This is a genomic window from Nocardia sp. NPDC019219 (assembly GCF_040632645.1).
Taxonomy (GTDB): domain Bacteria; phylum Actinomycetota; class Actinomycetes; order Mycobacteriales; family Mycobacteriaceae; genus Nocardia; species Nocardia sputorum.
This window is the reverse complement of the sequence record NZ_JBEYCG010000019.1, coordinates 179,730-195,000: the sequence shown is the minus strand read 5'-3', so window position 1 is coordinate 195,000 and position 15,271 is coordinate 179,730. Positions and strand designations below refer to the sequence as shown.

13 protein-coding genes are annotated in these 15,271 nt (G+C 69.9%); 11 read left to right on the top strand and 2 right to left on the bottom strand.

Features of this window, described 5'->3' with window-relative positions; all coding sequences use genetic code 11:
- The 3 genes from galE to ABZ552_RS29100 all read left to right on the top strand — a co-directional run.
- A partial coding sequence (gene galE, locus ABZ552_RS29110; RefSeq protein ID WP_357441188.1) for a UDP-glucose 4-epimerase GalE occupies positions 1 to 705 on the top strand: 705 nt, incomplete at its 5' end.
- A 661-nt stretch (positions 706 to 1,366) separates the two neighbouring features.
- Positions 1,367 to 1,876, top strand: a complete 510-nt coding sequence (locus ABZ552_RS29105; protein WP_357441185.1) for an excalibur calcium-binding domain-containing protein — start codon at positions 1,367 to 1,369, stop codon at positions 1,874 to 1,876.
- 398 nt (positions 1,877 to 2,274) lie between these two features.
- Entirely contained in the window at positions 2,275 to 2,610 is a 336-nt protein-coding gene (locus tag ABZ552_RS29100; RefSeq protein WP_281873258.1) for a hypothetical protein, read from the top strand.
- Between the two features lie 51 nt (positions 2,611 to 2,661).
- On the opposite strand, the gene ABZ552_RS29095 is transcribed toward ABZ552_RS29100, so the two are convergent.
- Positions 2,662 to 3,651 carry a putative sulfate exporter family transporter gene (locus ABZ552_RS29095; protein WP_281873260.1) on the bottom strand — a complete coding sequence of 330 codons (990 nt, stop codon included), beginning with the start codon at positions 3,649 to 3,651 and terminating at the stop codon, positions 2,662 to 2,664.
- A 117-nt stretch (positions 3,652 to 3,768) separates the two neighbouring features.
- Between ABZ552_RS29095 and ABZ552_RS29090 the strand changes: the two genes are divergently transcribed.
- The 3 genes from ABZ552_RS29090 (at position 3,769) to ABZ552_RS29080 (ending at position 6,905) form a co-directional block, all read left to right on the top strand.
- Positions 3,769 to 4,698 (top strand): LysR substrate-binding domain-containing protein, encoded by a 930-nt coding sequence (locus tag ABZ552_RS29090; RefSeq protein ID WP_281873261.1) that lies wholly within the window; start codon positions 3,769 to 3,771, stop codon positions 4,696 to 4,698.
- 378 nt (positions 4,699 to 5,076) lie between these two features.
- Positions 5,077 to 6,120, top strand: coding sequence for an alpha/beta hydrolase (locus ABZ552_RS29085; protein ID WP_281873262.1), 1,044 nt, complete (start codon positions 5,077 to 5,079; stop codon positions 6,118 to 6,120).
- A complete protein-coding gene (locus ABZ552_RS29080) occupies positions 6,117 to 6,905 on the top strand; it encodes an alpha/beta hydrolase (protein WP_357441181.1) in 789 nt (262 codons plus the stop codon). Before ABZ552_RS29085 ends, ABZ552_RS29080 begins: the two co-directional genes overlap by 4 nt.
- A gap of 11 nt (positions 6,906 to 6,916) precedes the next feature.
- On the opposite strand, the gene ABZ552_RS29075 is transcribed toward ABZ552_RS29080, so the two are convergent.
- The gene (locus ABZ552_RS29075) at positions 6,917 to 9,691 is read right to left on the bottom strand and encodes a LuxR family transcriptional regulator (RefSeq protein WP_281873264.1); all 2,775 of its coding nucleotides are present in this window, start codon (positions 9,689 to 9,691) and stop codon (positions 6,917 to 6,919) included.
- Between the two features lie 332 nt (positions 9,692 to 10,023).
- Here ABZ552_RS29075 and ABZ552_RS29070 point away from each other — a divergent pair, with 332 nt between their 5' ends.
- The 5 genes from ABZ552_RS29070 to ABZ552_RS29050 all read left to right on the top strand — a co-directional run bounded on the left by ABZ552_RS29070 (position 10,024) and on the right by ABZ552_RS29050 (position 15,251).
- Positions 10,024 to 10,947, top strand: a complete 924-nt coding sequence (locus ABZ552_RS29070) for an alpha/beta hydrolase (RefSeq protein ID WP_281873265.1) — start codon at positions 10,024 to 10,026, stop codon at positions 10,945 to 10,947.
- Between the two features lie 20 nt (positions 10,948 to 10,967).
- Positions 10,968 to 11,825: an alpha/beta hydrolase gene (locus tag ABZ552_RS29065; RefSeq protein WP_281873268.1), complete on the top strand. Its 858-nt coding sequence runs from the start codon at positions 10,968 to 10,970 to the stop codon at positions 11,823 to 11,825.
- A 31-nt stretch (positions 11,826 to 11,856) separates the two neighbouring features.
- Entirely contained in the window at positions 11,857 to 12,294 is a 438-nt protein-coding gene (locus ABZ552_RS29060; protein ID WP_281880999.1) for a VOC family protein, read from the top strand.
- 22 nt (positions 12,295 to 12,316) lie between these two features.
- Positions 12,317 to 13,768 (top strand): NAD(P)/FAD-dependent oxidoreductase, encoded by a 1,452-nt coding sequence (locus tag ABZ552_RS29055; protein ID WP_281873271.1) that lies wholly within the window; start codon positions 12,317 to 12,319, stop codon positions 13,766 to 13,768.
- 265 nt (positions 13,769 to 14,033) lie between these two features.
- Positions 14,034 to 15,251 carry an acetyl-CoA C-acetyltransferase gene (locus ABZ552_RS29050; RefSeq protein WP_281873273.1) on the top strand — a complete coding sequence of 406 codons (1,218 nt, stop codon included), beginning with the start codon at positions 14,034 to 14,036 and terminating at the stop codon, positions 15,249 to 15,251.
- The last annotated feature ends 20 nt before the right edge of the window (positions 15,252 to 15,271 follow it).

Sequence of the window (15,271 nt, the reverse complement as noted above, 5' to 3'; positions counted from 1 at the left end):
CGCGCCTCCCTCGCCCTGCTCGACGCCATACACACCGCCCACGTCAGCCGACTCGTCTTCTCCTCCACCGCCGCCGTCTACGGCGAACCCACCCACCTGCCCCTGCTCGAAACCTCACCCACCAACCCAGTCAACACCTACGGCGACACCAAACTCGCCATCGACAAAGCCATCACCACCTACACCCGCGCCTCCACACTCGGCGCGATCTCCCTGCGCTACTTCAACGTCGCAGGCGCCCACCACTGCGGCGACGGCACCATGATCGGCGAACGCCACAACCCCGAAACCCACCTCATCCCCCTCGCCCTCGACACCGCCCTCGGCCACCACGACAAACTCACCCTCTACGGCGACGACTACCCCACCCCCGACGGCACCTGCATCCGCGACTACATCCACATCACCGACCTCGCCCACGCCCACCTCCTCGCCCTCGACAACATCCACCCCGGCGAACACAAGATCTACAACCTCGGCAACGGCATCGGCTACTCCAACCACCAAGTCATCCAAGCAATCCAAGACGTCACCGGAATCCCGTTCGACATCGAGACAGCACCACGACGACCAGGCGACCCCGCAACCCTCTACGCCTCCTCCCAACTCGCCCAACGCGAACTCGGCTGGACACCACAGAAACCAGAGATCACCGACATCGTGCGGGACGCGTGGAAGTTTCATAGTCGGCGGTCCGCGCCCTGACTACGAGAAGTAGCGCAACGCACTCAAACGCCGGGCCGTAGCGCAGCGTGAGGAATTGCGTATTGCGTCGTCAGCTGGATCCAGCGGAGCCATGCCATCGGCGGCACACCGCACTCGGCCGTCTGGCGCCAGTCGAATACGAGACCATCGTGACCCCCTCCGACCAACCAGGCCGCGTGATCGAACCTGTCACCGGGGCGTGCCGCAGTACCAAGCGCTCGTCGGCTACTTGGGACACGTAGTCGATCCAATCCTCATTGTTCCATGCGGATTCCACGCGACTGGCTCGGCCCCGATATCACCGACGGGATGGACACTGACCATCCGTGCCCAGCTCCACTCGATGTGACGACGAATCCGTCTCGACGCAGTGACTTCCGAGGTGACGGATGCGCGGGGTCTCGCCGTCGGACCGGTAATTGGGCTCGGAATCAACCGGGTCGAAAAGAAGGACTACGAAGAGCGGTGCGGTTCAACCGGCAGGACCACCGGCGATCGGGCCGAGGCGAACCACAGGGGTGAGACCAACTGCGTTGAATACCCGAAACACAACCCGGGCCAACTCCGATAAGGCTGACAGTTCCCGAGTTGCGCACCACGCAGAATCTGCGGGACGGAACCAAAGCCGACAACGCAAGGTGCAATGAGATGACGGTGCGTCATGGCTGCACATCACCTTTCGTCGACGCGGCGGCATGCGCCTGCACTCGGAGATACACCCCTACCTCGGAAAGAGACCATGACATCAACACGACGACATGTTGCCGCCCTCCTTTCGTGCGCGGCAGTGACGCTCACAGCCGCCGCTTGTGGTGCCGAATCCGCATCAACCCCAACCACCACAACACTCGTCTCCACATCAGTCGTATCCGCCGGTCGCACGACACTCCTGCCGCCGACAACCACTGACGTACCACTGCCGCCGACCACACTGGAAACGACCAAAGCCTCCACCTCGCCGCCGGCTGCGGTCGCACCTGTCCCGCCCGCGGCAGTGGTACCGACACCTCCGGCGGCGGCCGTGCCGGTGCCACCTCGACCGGCAGCTCCCAGCGTCTACTACTCCAACTGCGCCGCCGCCAAGGCCGCGGGCGCCGCGCCGCTACGGCGGGGAGAACCCGGCTACAGATCAGAGCTGGACCGCGATAAGGATGGCATCGCCTGCGAATAGGCCGACGATGATGTGCTGGGCGGCACAGTAATTGCAGCGAGGCATCTACTCACCGTTCCGCAGGTCGATCTCTGTGGTTAACGCAGGTTCCGTCCGGACGCCAATGACACGGTGGCAGATTTGCCGCGGACCCGCGTACTCGAGACGACGTTCCGACCAGCGAGCAGCTGCGGGGACCAGACGTACAGTGATTCCACATACGCGACGACTGTTGTAACACCGGCTGCCGGTGACCCGACAAACCGGACATGTCTCTCAATCCCAAGCAGTCGCAACAATTTTCGGCTCGTGCCGGTGTCGTCGCAGCGGTGGCCGCCACCGGGATGGTCGGGTTCGCAGCGCCCTCTACCGCCATACCGCATGACCCAGGCTTTCCGTTCTCGCCGACTCTGACGCGCTTGGTGCCGACGAGTTGCTCCGCGATCATCGACGCGGTCACCGTGCGGCAGGAGAAGGTCGGCACATTCGGTGTGCGGGTGAACGTCACCCAGGCCGGAGAAGGCTGCTCGGACTGGAAGGTTGCGGTGCGCTTCAAGAACCTCGATACCGGGTATGCGGACGGGCAGCAGCACCGCGTCGTGAACGGTGTCGTCCAAGACACGGTGGACGGCGTGATCGTCGGTTTCGGCACGGCGCCGGGCGTCGGCCGGGTGGAGGCTCGAATCGTCGCGCTGGACTCGAACAACCGGGAGATGGAGCAGATCTCGGGTACGGCGACGTTCACACTGAGCTGAGCGCAAGTGCCGTCTCCAGCGATCGCTGGGCACGGCATGCTCGGCGGACCGTTACCGCCAACCGGTGGCGAGTTGCAGGGCCAGGCTGGATATGCCGAGGGTGAGGGCGAGGATCCCGCCGAAGAACAGGGGACGGTGGCCCGCGGTGCGTAGACGCTGCGGCGTGAGGGTGGTCCCGATGGCGGCCAGGACTACGGCGATCAACCAGGCACTGAGGTGGCTCAGGGGCGGCGTCCAGGACGAGGGAATCACGCCGGTGGCGGCCAGGGCCGACGCGGCGACGAACAGCACGACGAACAGCGGAATGGTGCGCCACAGCGGAGTGGCGCCGCCGCCGTCGCGGCGGACTCCGAGATACAGCCCGACACACATCGGAATGATCGCCAGGCTGCGGACCAGCTTGACGATGACAGCGAAATGCGCTGCGCCGGAACCGAAGGCCACTCCGGCGGCCAGGACCGAGGATGTGTCGTTGATGGCGGTGCCCGCCCACAGGCCGAACGCCTCTTCGGACATGCCGAGCAGGTGCCCCAGTGGCGGATAGACGAGCACGGCGACGACGTTGAAGACGAAGATGGTGCCGAGAGCGTAGGCGACGCGATCGCGATCGGGCTTCAGGACGGCGGTGGCGGCGGCGATGGCGGAGGCGCCGCAAATGGTGCTGCCCACCGCCACCAGGACGGCCGACTCCCGGTCCAGCGCGAGCAGCCTGCCGGCGACGACCGCTGCCAGCGCGCCGACGGCAAGTGTGCCGAGCAGCACGAGCATGCTGCTCCGGCCCACGCTGACGACGGCGCCGACGGGCAGGCCGAGCCCGATCATGACGATGGCGGCACCCAGCAATCGCTCCTGCGCGGAGGCCAGGCCCGGCGCAAAACGCTCGTCCCCTGCTCGGCGCGCGAACACCCCGAATATCGCGCCACCGGTCAACGCGAGCACTGGCGCGCCGAGGGCGGGCCACACCGTGCCCGCGTAGGTGGCGGCGGTGGCGATACCGGCCGCCGCGAGAAGACCGGGACCGTGCCGGCGAACAATCGTCATCTTCGAGACGATCGCGGCAAACCGCTCGTTCCGGTAGCTGTCGTGATGACAGCACCTCATAAGCCACGCTGATGGGGCGGCGGATCCCGGGCCGTCGCGACCGCTCATAATCTGCCCATGACGTTGCCGCCGGGGACACCCGATCTGGAGGTGCTGGACCTGCTCGTCTCCGTGGCGGAGCTGGGCAGCCTGGGCGCGGCCGGGCGCAGGCACGGCATCAGTCAGCCGGCGGCGAGTATGCGGATCAGCGCCTTGGAACGGCGGCTGCGGCTACGACTGCTGGATCGCGGGCCGACCGGATCGGCGCTCACCGACTCCGGGCGCTCGATCGTGGAATACGCACGAGCTGTGCTCGACGCGGCGCGGGCCTTCGGTGCGGGCGTGGCCGCCCTGCACGCGGCCCAGGTTCCGCACCTGCGCATCGCGGCGTCGAAAACCCTTGCGGATCATAGGATCCCGCAGTGGCTCGGCGTCCTGCGCGAATCGTATCCCGAGGTGGCGGTGTCCCTCGAAGTGGACAACTCCAGGCAGGTCGCGGAATCGGTCCGGAGCGGTCGGGCGGACGTCGGTTTCGTCGAGGGGCCGCATCCGCCACCCGGCATGGGCAGTCGGGTGCTCGGCGTGGACGAGTTGGTCGTGGTCGTCGCGCCCGGCCATCCGTGGGCCCGGCGCCGCCGTCCGGTGACGTTGCGCGAACTCGCCACCACTCCCCTGCTGTGGCGCGAGCCGGGTTCGGGCACCCGCGACACAGTCTGGGAGATCCTGGGCGCCGCATGCCAGCCTGCCCGTCCCGCCGCCGAACTGGGCTCGGCCGCGACCATCGTCGCGTCGGCCCGGGCCGGGGTCGCACCCGCGGTGCTGAGCCGGTTGATCGCGGCGTCCGATCTGGGCAATGGAACCCTCACAGAAGTGAGAGTGGACGACACCGTCGTACTCACGCGAAATTTCCGCGCTATCTGGCGCCGTCGAACGCCTCCGTCGGGACCGGCGGAAGTTCTGGTCCGATGCGCCTCGGGCGACGGCGACCATGGGGGGCGGTGTCTCTGAGCTTTCGTCTCGCGATGTGTTTCCGCGGATGAGGGGACCGCGAGGACATCGATAACCGGCGGTAGGGCCCGTGCGGCGTCGTTTCGCCGAAGGAACGTTCGACGCATCGCACCCGAGCGGCAACTCCTCACGTGATGGCGGCTCATCGGCCCGCCGCGTGAAGCGGCCGAAACTCGACCGAGTCGTTCGCGACCGGGCGGAGCCGCCCAGGCCGAATGCGCCGCGGCGCCGGTCGCGGCGATGACCGACAGTCATCCGTGTGGCAGCGGCAGTCACCGATTACGTCATCCGACAGACGCGGCGGGATACGGGCGCTGCCTAGCGTCGTCGGTGGTGACCGGATGCGGTCAGGAGCCGGAGCCTTGCGAAGGAGTTGCGATGACCATCAACAGACGATTGTTCGGCGGAGCCCTGGCGGTGGGCGCCGCAGGGGTGGCCGCCGGCTCACTCGCCGCCTGCTCGGCAGCGGAGCCGACGCCCGCCACGGCGCAGGCGGGCGCTGCTCTGCGGGCCGGGGCGGGCGCCCACACGACGCTCGGCCCGGTCCAGCAGATCGAGGCGGGGTTGCTGAACGTCGGATACGTCCAGTACGGCCCCGCCACCGGCACACCGGTGCTGCTGCTGCACGGCTGGCCATACGATCCCTTCAGCTACGCCGACGTCGGGCCGCTGCTCGCGACGGCGGGCTACCGAGTGATCGTGCCCTACCTGCGCGGTTACGGCCCGACAACGTTCCGATCCGAGCGGACCGTCCGCAACGCCCAGCAGTCGGCGATCGCCCGCGACGTGGTCGATCTCATGGACGCCCTCGGTATCGATGCGGCGATCCTCGGCGGATTCGACTGGGGTTCGCGCACCGCCGACATCGTCGCCGCGCTATGGCCGCAACGCTGCCGGGCCCTGGTCTCGGTGAGCGGATACCTGGTCACCTCACTGACCGGCAACCAGCAGCCGCTGCCCCCGCAAGCCGAACTCGGCTGGTGGTATCAGTACTACTTCGCCACCGAGCGCGGTCGCCAAGGCTACGCCCGCAACCGGCACGACTTCAACAAGCTGATCTGGCGCAACGCCTCCCCGCAGTGGGACTTCGACGACGCCACCTACGATCGCAGCGCGGCGGCGTTCGACAATCCCGACCACGTGGACATCGTCATCCACAACTACCGCTGGCGCCTGGGACTGGCGCCGGGCGAACCGCAGTACGACGGCTACGAGCAGCAACTCGCGGCCGCTCCGGCCATCGCGGTGCCGACCATCACCCTGGCCAGCGATTTCGACGGCGCGGCCAAGGACGGCGCCGCCTACCGCGGCAGGTTCACCGGTCGCTATCAGCACCGGGTGCTCGACGGCATCGGGCACAACGTGCCGCAGGAGGCCCCGAAGCCCTTCGCCCAGGCGATCATCGACGCCGACCACTTGTGAGATCCGCGCGTCGAACACCCGTGGTGTTGCTGCACGGCGCGTGGTTGCACGCGTCGTCGTGGCAAGGGTGGTCACGGTGTCTCACGAGCCGGGGGTACGCGGTGAGCGCTCCCCGGTGGCCCGGTGAGCCGGACACTGTGGCCGCGACCCGCGCCGATCCTTCCGGGTGGCGAGGTCTCGGACTGGCGGCACTGACGGCGCATTACGCGCGCGTCGCGCGCTCGTTCGACACTCCCCCGGTGCTCATCGGCCACTGTGTCGGCGGTCTGATCGCCCAGTATCTACTCGGCGTGAATCTGGCTCGGGCGGCCGTGGCACTGGCGCCGATCCCGCCGGGCGATCTCACCCGGCCGGTCCTCGCATGGCCCGCCGTACCGGAATCCCCAGGCACGCCGGCCAGCCTTTCCCGGCGCGAATTCCAGGAGTTTTTCGCCAACGCGGTCGAGGCGAGCGAGGCCGCCGCACTCTTCGACCGGCACGTCGTCCCTATGCCCCGGCGGCTGCTCGGTGACATCGGCGCGCGAAGCGAACCCGGGCAGCCGGACCTGCCGGTGGACACCGGCAACCGGACCCGCGGACCGTTGTTGTTGGTCTCCGGGCAGGAGGACCTCCTGGCGCCCGACTCGATGACGCGGGCGATGTACAAGCGCTATGGCGACTCCGTGGCGGTGAGCGACCTCGCGCAGTTCGCCGATCGCGGGCATTCCCTCGTGATCGACAGCGGGTGGCCCGCGATCGCCGATCACGTCCTCGGCTGGCTGACCGACCACGGCATCCGGGCCTGATCGGTCGGCGCTCAGTCCTGCGGGCTACCCGCCGCACGGACCTCCGGCACGCGGGTGAGCGCGTCGCGGAGTGCGGCGCGGGTCGTGATGCCCAGTTTCGGGAAAATGCGGTACAGGTGTGAGCCGACGGTCCGTGGCGACAGATGCAGCTGTACGCCGATCTCCTTGTTGGTCAGTCCGGCCGCCGCCAGATCGGCGATCCGGCGCTCCTGCCAGGTCAACGTGGCGGGCTCCGCCGCTGCCCCGGCCCCGCTCACACCGAGCGGGCGCAGTTCGGCCCGCGCGCGCTCGGCCCACGCGGGAGCGCCGAGCCGATCGAACGAATCCGCCGCCGCCGACAGATAGTGCCTGGCCGCCGTCTTGCTGTTGGCGTGCCGCAGGCGCAGCCCGTGCGCCGACCGGATCCGTGCCAGCTCGAAGGGGAAACGCGCCGCCGCGGGATGGCTCTCGGCACGAGCCACCATGTCGGCGGCGCGCGCGTCGTCGGCGGTGGTCATCGCCGTGGCGCCGAAGGTGAGGATCGCCAGGCGCGGTGAGATCGCGGGCAGACCGGCGTCCCACGCGGCGGCGGCATGTGCGCGCGCCTCCTCCGTGCGCCCGGTGTGCACGGCGGCTTCGACCAGGTCCAGCAGGCTGCGCGAGGCCTGATAGGCGTACGGCGCGAACTCGCCCGGCGGTGTGATGCCGATGGCGTGCAGATAGGCCGCCTCGAAATCGCCCGCGGTGAGCGCCGCTGTGGTGCCCGCGGCGTCGGCGGCCTGCGTGAGGAATCCGAGACCACGCGGCCTGGCCCAGGAATCGACCACCGCCTGCAGTTCGCGGGCCTCGTCGAGGCGCCCGCGCAGCGCCGCCAGCTGCGCCAGGTAGCCGCGGCTCTGCTGGGCGAACAGGTCGTAGCCCAGGTCGGCGGCCCGCTGCAGCGACCGCCGCCCGGTGTGCTCGGCCGCGTCCCATTCACCGGTCAGCGTCTGATCGAGCATGATCAGGTGCAGCATGACGATGCCGCTGGCCGCCGCACCGGTCTCCAGCTCCCGGTCGACGATCCGCTGCAGGTACGGGCGGTACTCCCCGGCGATGTCCAGATGATAGGACGAGACCGCCAGCCGGGTGACATCCCACGGTTCCAGGTCCGGCAGCCGCGCCGCGGCCGACTGCACCGGCTGCGCCACGCCGGCGCCGTGGCGCACCACATCGCTCCACGAGTCGCGGTAGATCCGCGAACGCGGCGGCAGTCGCTCGCCCAACCCGGCGAGCAGGTCACGGGTCCGGGCCCACATCGCGGCGTTGCCGGCGTACTGACTGATCGCCAGCAGCAAATTCACCAGCCGGACCAGCACCTCCGGATGCTCGCGCGCGCGGTGGGCGGACAACTCCTCGATCGCGGCCGATACCCGCCGGTGCGAGGTGCGTACGTCACCGTCCTCGTACAGCGCCGAGTACGCCGAGGCCAGCACCGCGGCTGGTGACTCGTTCCCGCCCGGGGCCGGATCCGACTGCACGATCCGCTGCGCTTGGCCCAGCCGGGCCGCGTGCCCGGCGACGAAGGCGGCGTCGCCGAGGCGGCGCGAACGGTCCTCGTGGTTCTCGCTGAGCTGGGCCGCGCGCGTAAGCCATGCCACCGCCGCCAGCGCCCCGCCGCGGCGGGTCGCCGATTCGGCCGCCGCCTCCAGCGCCGCCGCCACCTGCTCGTCAGGATCGATGGTGGCCGCCGCCAGATGCTTGGCGCGGCGCTCGACGTCGTCGCGGTGCACCAGCGCCAGTGCGGCATGCGCGGCCCGCCGCTGGTTGGGTGTGGCCTGCTGCACTACAGCCGAACGTACCAGCGGATGCCTGAACGTGAAATCACCTGTGCGCAAGTCTATTTCGAGTAGCCCGAGGCGCACCGCCTCCTCGGCGTCGCGCATCCGGTAGCGGCTCGCCGGCCCCGCGGTCGCGGTGGCGCGCGCGCCCACCCCGTCGAGCGCGCCTTTCAGCAGCTCCGCGCGCACGGTCTCGGGGAGCGCCGCGATCCGCCCGCTGTACAAGCGCTGCAACCGCTTCGGCAGGGGAACCGCGAGCTCGTCGATGACGTCGTCGGGGGTGTCCGCCGCGGCGGCGATGTAGGCGGGCAACTCCAGCAGAGCCAGTGCGTTGCCGCGCGCGTGCTCGAGGGTGAGGCGGCGAGTACGCGCGTTCAATCCCGGGTGGCGCTGATCGAGCAGGCAGGCGGCTGCCTGCTCGGACAACGGCGGAATCGTGGTCTCGGGCAAGGCGGCGGTATCCAGCCGGGCGGGGATGTCGGCACGCAGCGCGATCAGCATCTTCACCGCGCTGCCGGTGAGCCTGCGTCCGACGAAACCGCACACCTCGGCGCTGGCGGTGTCCAGCCACTGGCCGTCATCGAGGACCAGCAGCAGCGGCCGCTCCCGCGCGGCCGCGGCGAGCAGGTTGAGCACGGCGATGCCCAGCGTCATGACCGAGGGCGGATCCCCGGCCCGCTGCCCGAAGACGGCGTCGAATGCGGCGCGAGTCCCCTCGTCGAGGTCGTGCGTGTGCGCCAGTAGCGGATACAGGAACTGGTGCAGCCCCGCGTACGGCAATTCGGATTCGGCTTCGACGCCGGTCACGCGCAGGACCTGGTACTCGGCGCGCTCGGCCAGGTCGGCGGCGTGGGCGAGCAGCGCGCTCTTGCCGACACCGGTTTCGCCGCGCAGGATCAGCGACCGACCGCCCGGGGCTGTCACGAACGAGGAAAGTCGCGCCTGCTCGTCGTCGCGGCCCACCATCGCCGCGGCACATGACTCCATGTCGGGTCGCTCCTCTCGCGCCTGCGGCAAGACTAACCGGTCGGTTCCAGTGCGGCGACGCCTTCGCGCAGCCGCGATACCGAGGTCATTCGACCGCTCGCGCGCCCAGCGCGAACCGCCCAGGCACCGGGGAAGATACGTCACCGCTGCGTCATCCGACGGATTCGGTGCTGTGCCCTCGGCAGCGATGCTCGACAGGCAGCCGGCACCGTCGACCGGCGGCACGGCCCGCCCCACCGGGCCACCGGACCTCGGTGTCCCGCCGGTCCAGACCTCGTATCAACGCCCAGGAGCAACCTCATGACCACGGCCCGCACTGAACGGAGCTTCCGATGACTCGGACCCGCATCGAATTCGACAGCGCCGGAATCACTCTCGCCGGGCACCTGTACTCCCCGGAGACCGGCTCGACCGCACTGCCCGCGGTCGTCGTCGGCCATCCGGGCACCGCCGTCAAGGAACAATCGGCGGGCTTGTATGCCGCACGCCTCGCCGAACGGGGTTACCTGACGCTGGCCTTCGACGCCGCCTACCAGGGTGAGAGCGGTGGTGAGCCACGCGGCCTGGAGGATCCGGCGCACCGCGTCGAGGACATCAAGGCCGCCGTCTCCTACTTGACCACCCGTTCCGAGGTGGACGGCGAACGCATCGGCGTGCTCGGCATCTGCGCCTCCGGCGGCTACGCCCTCAGCGCGGCCGGTGGTGATCGCCGGATCAAGGCGATCGCGACCGTCAGCGGCGTGGACATCGCCCGGCAGTTCCGGCTCGGCGCCGACGGAACCCAGGACCCCGCCGTCTTCCAGGGCATGCTCGACGCCGCGGCGCGGGCGCGCACCATCGCCGCCGCAGGCGGCAGGCCTGATCCGCTCTACCTGTTCCCAGAAACCGTCGAGCAGGCGTACGCGATCGGCGGCGAGCACGGCGCGGAGGGCTTCGACTACTACCGCACCGCGCGCGGCGAGCATCCCCGGGCAGCGCGGTTCTTCGACTGGGCCAGCGTGGACCGGATGGCGTTCTTCGACGCCTTCACCGCGGTGCCGCTCATCGGCGCGCGCCCACTGCTGATGGTCGTCGGCCGCCGCGCCGTCACCGCGTGGATGGCGGTCGAGGCGTTCCAGGCAGCGGTGGGACCGAGACGCATCCACTGGGTGGAGGGCGCCAGCCACGTCGACCTGTACGACGACGAACGCTACGTCGGCCCGGTCGTCGATGAGCTCACCGCCTTCTTCGACCACAGCCTGCGCCTGCCCGCCTGACACATCCGAGAGAGGCCATCATGAAAGACACCCGACGCCGCGGCGTCCGTATCCACCGGGTCGCTCGCGTGGTGACCGCGCTGACGGCCGTCGTGGCCGGGGGCGCACTGGCCGTGGCGTGCACGGCGAGCACCACCACCCACGCCGGCCCCACGCCGGACGCGCCGAGACCGACCATCGTCCTCGAACACGGGGCCTTCGCCGACGGTTCGAGCTGGAACGAGGTCATCGAGCGCCTCACCCACGACCGGTATCACGTTGTGGCGGCGGCGAATCCGCTGCGCGGCCCCGCCGCCGACGCCGCCGCGCTCGAGGCCTTGCTCGGCACCATCGACGGACCCGTCGTCCTGGTCGGCCACTCCTACGGCGGCTCGGTGATCAGCGCGGCGGCAGCAGGCAATCCCCAGGTCGCGGCGCTCGTCTACGTAGCGGCATTCCTGCCCGCACCCGGGGAGACGGCGCTCGACCTGACCGGCCGCTTCCCCGGATCGACCCTGCCCGCCGCCCTGGGCCGGATTCCGATCACCGGGGCCGGCGGTACGCCGGGCGAGGACCTCTACATCCGGCAGGACGCGTTCCACGACCAGTTCGCCGCCGACGTCGACACCGATCGCGCGGCCCTCATGGCAGCTACCCAACGCCCCATCGCGCAGTCCGCGCTCGAGGAGCCCGCCACGGCGGCGGCCTGGACCGACAAGCCCACCTGGGACGTGATCACCACCGAGGACCGCAACATTCCCGTCGCGGCCCAGCGCTTCATGGCCGAACGCGCCCACGCCCACGTCACCGAAGTGGCCGCCTCGCATTCGGTGGCCGTCTCCCATCCCGGCGTCGTCGCCGACGTCATCGAACAGGCCGCCCAGGGTGCGCGCCGATAACCACGAGAACAGGAGAGCCGCAATCGTGGACATGAAACTGGAAGTCGTCGTGCTGCCCGTCGCCGACGTCGACCGCGCGAAGGACTTCTACACCGGGCTCGGGTTCCGCCTCGACGCCGACTTCACGGTGGACGAGGGGTACCGGGTCGTCCAAGTGACGCCGCCGGGTTCGGAAGCCTCGATCATCTTCGGCACCGGCGTGGCGGCCGCGTCGCCCGGCACGCTGCACGGGCTGCACTTGGTCGTCACCGATATCGAGCGGTCGATCGCGGAGTTGCGCGAACGCGGCGTCGAGGTCGAGGGGCCGTTCCGCGATGCCACCGGAGTGTTCCACCACGCGGGCACCGCGCAGCGTGTCCCCGGGGCGCACCCGCAACGCGCCAGCTACGGCTCCTTCGCAGCCTTCCACGACCCCGACGGCAACAGCTGGTTCCTGCAGGAAGTCACCCAGCGGGCACCCGGCCGCTGACGAGCGAGACGAAAGCACTGCCATGACAGACGAGAACTCTCGGACCTACGACGTCGTGGTCCTCGGGGCAGGCCCGGTCGGCGAGAACGTGGCCGACCGAACCAGCGCAGCCGGACTGCGCACCGTCATCGTCGAAGCCGAGCTGGTCGGCGGCGAATGCTCTTATTGGGCTTGCGAACCCAGCAAGGCGCTGCTGCGGCCCGCCTTGCTGCACGCGGAGGCCCGCCGGGTTCCCGGCGTCGCCGCGGCGCTCACCCGGCCCCTCGACGCCGCGGCCGTCTTGGCACACCGCGATCGCATGTCCGCCGACTGGGACGACCGCGACCAGGTCGGCTGGCTCGGCTCCGCGGGCATCGCCCTGGTGCGCGGGCACGGGCGGATCACCGGCGCGCGCCGGGTGACGGTCGAGACCTCGGGCGGCGCGACGCTGGACCTCGAGGCCCGGCACGCGGTGGCCGTCTGCACCGGCACCCGCGCGGCGTTGCCGCCGCTGCCAGGGCTGGACACGGTGCGCGCCTGGACGAGCCGGGAGGCCACCAGCGCCCGCGCGGTGCCCGGCCGGCTGGTCGTGCTGGGCGCGGGCGTGGTGGCTGCCGAGATGGCCACGGCGTGGCAGACGCTGGGGGCGCAGGTGACGGTCGTCGCCCGCGAGTCCCGGCTGCTCCCCCGCGTCGAGCCCTTCGCCGCGGAGCTGGTCGCCGACCGGCTGCGCGCGGCGGGCGCCGAGCTGCGGTTCGGCACCACCATCACGCACGCCGAACGGGCGGGCGGACCGGACGACGGTGTGCACCTCACGCTCGGCGACGGCAGCCGGATCATCGCCGACGAACTGCTGCTGGCGACGGGGCGCGCACCTCGCACCGAGGACATCGGACTCGAGACCGTCGGCCTCACGCCTGGGCAGTGGCTCGACACCGACGACACCTTCACCGTGACCGCGGCAGGCGGGGACTGGCTCTATGCGGTCGGCGATGTCAACCACCGCGCGCTGCTCACCCACCAGGGCAAGTACCAAGCACGGATCGCGGGCGCCGTCATCGCGGACCGGGCCCGCGGACTCGCCCTCGAGACAGGTCCATGGGGGCGGCACACGGGCACCGCCGACCGGGTGGCGGTACCGCAGGTGGTGTTCACCGACCCGGAGATCGCCGCCGTCGGCCTCACCACCGAGGACGCGGAGCGCTCCGGGCGGAAGGTCGACGTGGTCGACTACGACATCGGCCGCGTCGCCGGGGCGGTGCAGCACACTCCCGGCTATCGGGGCCGCGCGCGGATCCTCGTGGACCCGGACCGGCACGTGGTGGTCGGCGCCACGTTCGCCGGCGCGGGCGTGGCCGAACTGCTGCACTCGGCCACCGTCGCGATCACCGGCGAGATCCCGATCGACCGGCTCTGGCATGCCGTCCCGCCCTTCCCCACCATCAGCGAGGTGTGGTTGCGCCTGCTGGAGACCTATCGCGACCAGCGGCGCTGACCCGTTCTCCGCCACCACCGGCCGCGACATGTCCGCGGCCGGTGGTCGACGTTCGGACTCGAAATACCGGCGTGAGTCGCTCTATCGGTGGCCGATCCCACCGGCCCTCGAACCGCCCGCTGAGCCGTCCGAGCAGCAGCCGGGACGAAATGTGCCCTGTGTCACAGCTCGAATCGCCAGTGACGTATTGACCACCGCCGGTCCGTCCAGCATGGTGTCGGGAGGTTAACAAGCGCTCAGTAACTTGCTCGAGAGGTTCGCAGTCATGCCCGAAGCCGTCATCGTCTCTGTCGCCCGGTCACCGATCGGTCGCGCCGGCAAGGGTTCCCTGCGGGATCTCCGGCCCGACGACTTGGGGGCGCAGATCGTGCGGGCCGCGCTGGCGAAGGTGCCCGCACTCGGTCCGAACGGCATCGACGATTTGATGCTCGGGTGTGGCCAGCCCGCTGGCGAGTCGGGCTTCAATCTCGCTCGGGTGGTGGCGATTCTGGCCGGCCTGGATCGGGTGCCCGGCACAACGGTCAACCGGTACTGCTCGTCGAGTTTGCAGACGACCCGGATGGCGCTGCACGCGATCCGAGCCGGCGAGGGCGACGTGTTCCTCTCCGCCGGTGTGGAAACCGTGAGCCGCTACGTGAAGGGCAATGCCGACGGCGTGCCCGACACCCAGAACCCGGTATTCGCCGACGCGGGGCGCCGGACCGAGAAATTCGCCGCGGGAGGCGAGATCTGGACCGACCCGCGCACGGAAGGTCTCCTGCCCGACGTCTATATCGCGATGGGGCAGACCGCGGAGAACGTGGCGCAACTGTGCGGCGTGAGCCGTGCCGAACAGGACGCTTTCGGTGTCCGCAGCCAGAACCTCGCCGAAGCCGCCCTCGCCAACGGATTCTGGGAGCGCGACATCACCGCCGTCACCCTGCCCGACGGCAGTGTCGTCGCCAAGGACGATGGCCCGCGGCCCGGAGTCACCCTGGAGAAGGTCGCCGAACTGAAGCCGGTATTCCGGCCCGACGGGACGGTGACGGCCGCCAACTGCTGCCCGCTCAACGACGGCGCGGCCGCGGTCGTGATCATGTCCGACACCAAGGCCGCCGAACTCGGCGTGACGCCGCTGGCTCGGATCGTCGCGACCGGAGTCAGCGCGCTGTCGCCCGAGATCATGGGCCTGGGACCGGTGGAGGCGTCGAAGCAAGCGCTGGCCCGGGCCGGGATGACCATCGACGACGTCGACTTGGTCGAAATCAACGAAGCGTTCGCCGCCCAGGTCATTCCCTCGGCGCGTGAGCTGGGCGTCGACTTCGACAAGCTCAACATCAACGGCGGCTCGATCGCGGTCGGTCACCCGTTCGGCATGACCGGCGCCCGCATCACCAGCACCCTGATCAACTCCCTGCAGTTCCATGACAAGCAGATCGGTTTGGAAACGATGTGCGTCGGCGGCGGTCAGGGCATGGCGATGGTGCTCGAGCGCCTCTCGTAACCGCTGACTCCACGAAGGGA

Bases quoted from the DNA above. Each gene is read 5' to 3' on its own strand.
- ABZ552_RS29105 (WP_357441185.1), top strand. From the start codon at position 1,367: ATGGCTGCACATCACCTTTCGTCGACGCGGCGGCATGCGCCTGCACTC.
- ABZ552_RS29095 (WP_281873260.1), bottom strand. From the start codon at position 3,651: ATGACGATTGTTCGCCGGCACGGTCCCGGTCTTCTCGCGGCGGCCGGT.
- ABZ552_RS29090 (WP_281873261.1), top strand. From the start codon at position 3,769: ATGACGTTGCCGCCGGGGACACCCGATCTGGAGGTGCTGGACCTGCTC.
- ABZ552_RS29085 (WP_281873262.1), top strand. From the start codon at position 5,077: ATGACCATCAACAGACGATTGTTCGGCGGAGCCCTGGCGGTGGGCGCC.
- ABZ552_RS29075 (WP_281873264.1), bottom strand. From the start codon at position 9,691: ATGGAGTCATGTGCCGCGGCGATGGTGGGCCGCGACGACGAGCAGGCG.
- ABZ552_RS29070 (WP_281873265.1), top strand. From the start codon at position 10,024: ATGACTCGGACCCGCATCGAATTCGACAGCGCCGGAATCACTCTCGCC.
- ABZ552_RS29065 (WP_281873268.1), top strand. From the start codon at position 10,968: ATGAAAGACACCCGACGCCGCGGCGTCCGTATCCACCGGGTCGCTCGC.
- ABZ552_RS29060 (WP_281880999.1), top strand. From the start codon at position 11,857: ATGAAACTGGAAGTCGTCGTGCTGCCCGTCGCCGACGTCGACCGCGCG.
- ABZ552_RS29055 (WP_281873271.1), top strand. From the start codon at position 12,317: ATGACAGACGAGAACTCTCGGACCTACGACGTCGTGGTCCTCGGGGCA.
- ABZ552_RS29050 (WP_281873273.1), top strand. From the start codon at position 14,034: ATGCCCGAAGCCGTCATCGTCTCTGTCGCCCGGTCACCGATCGGTCGC.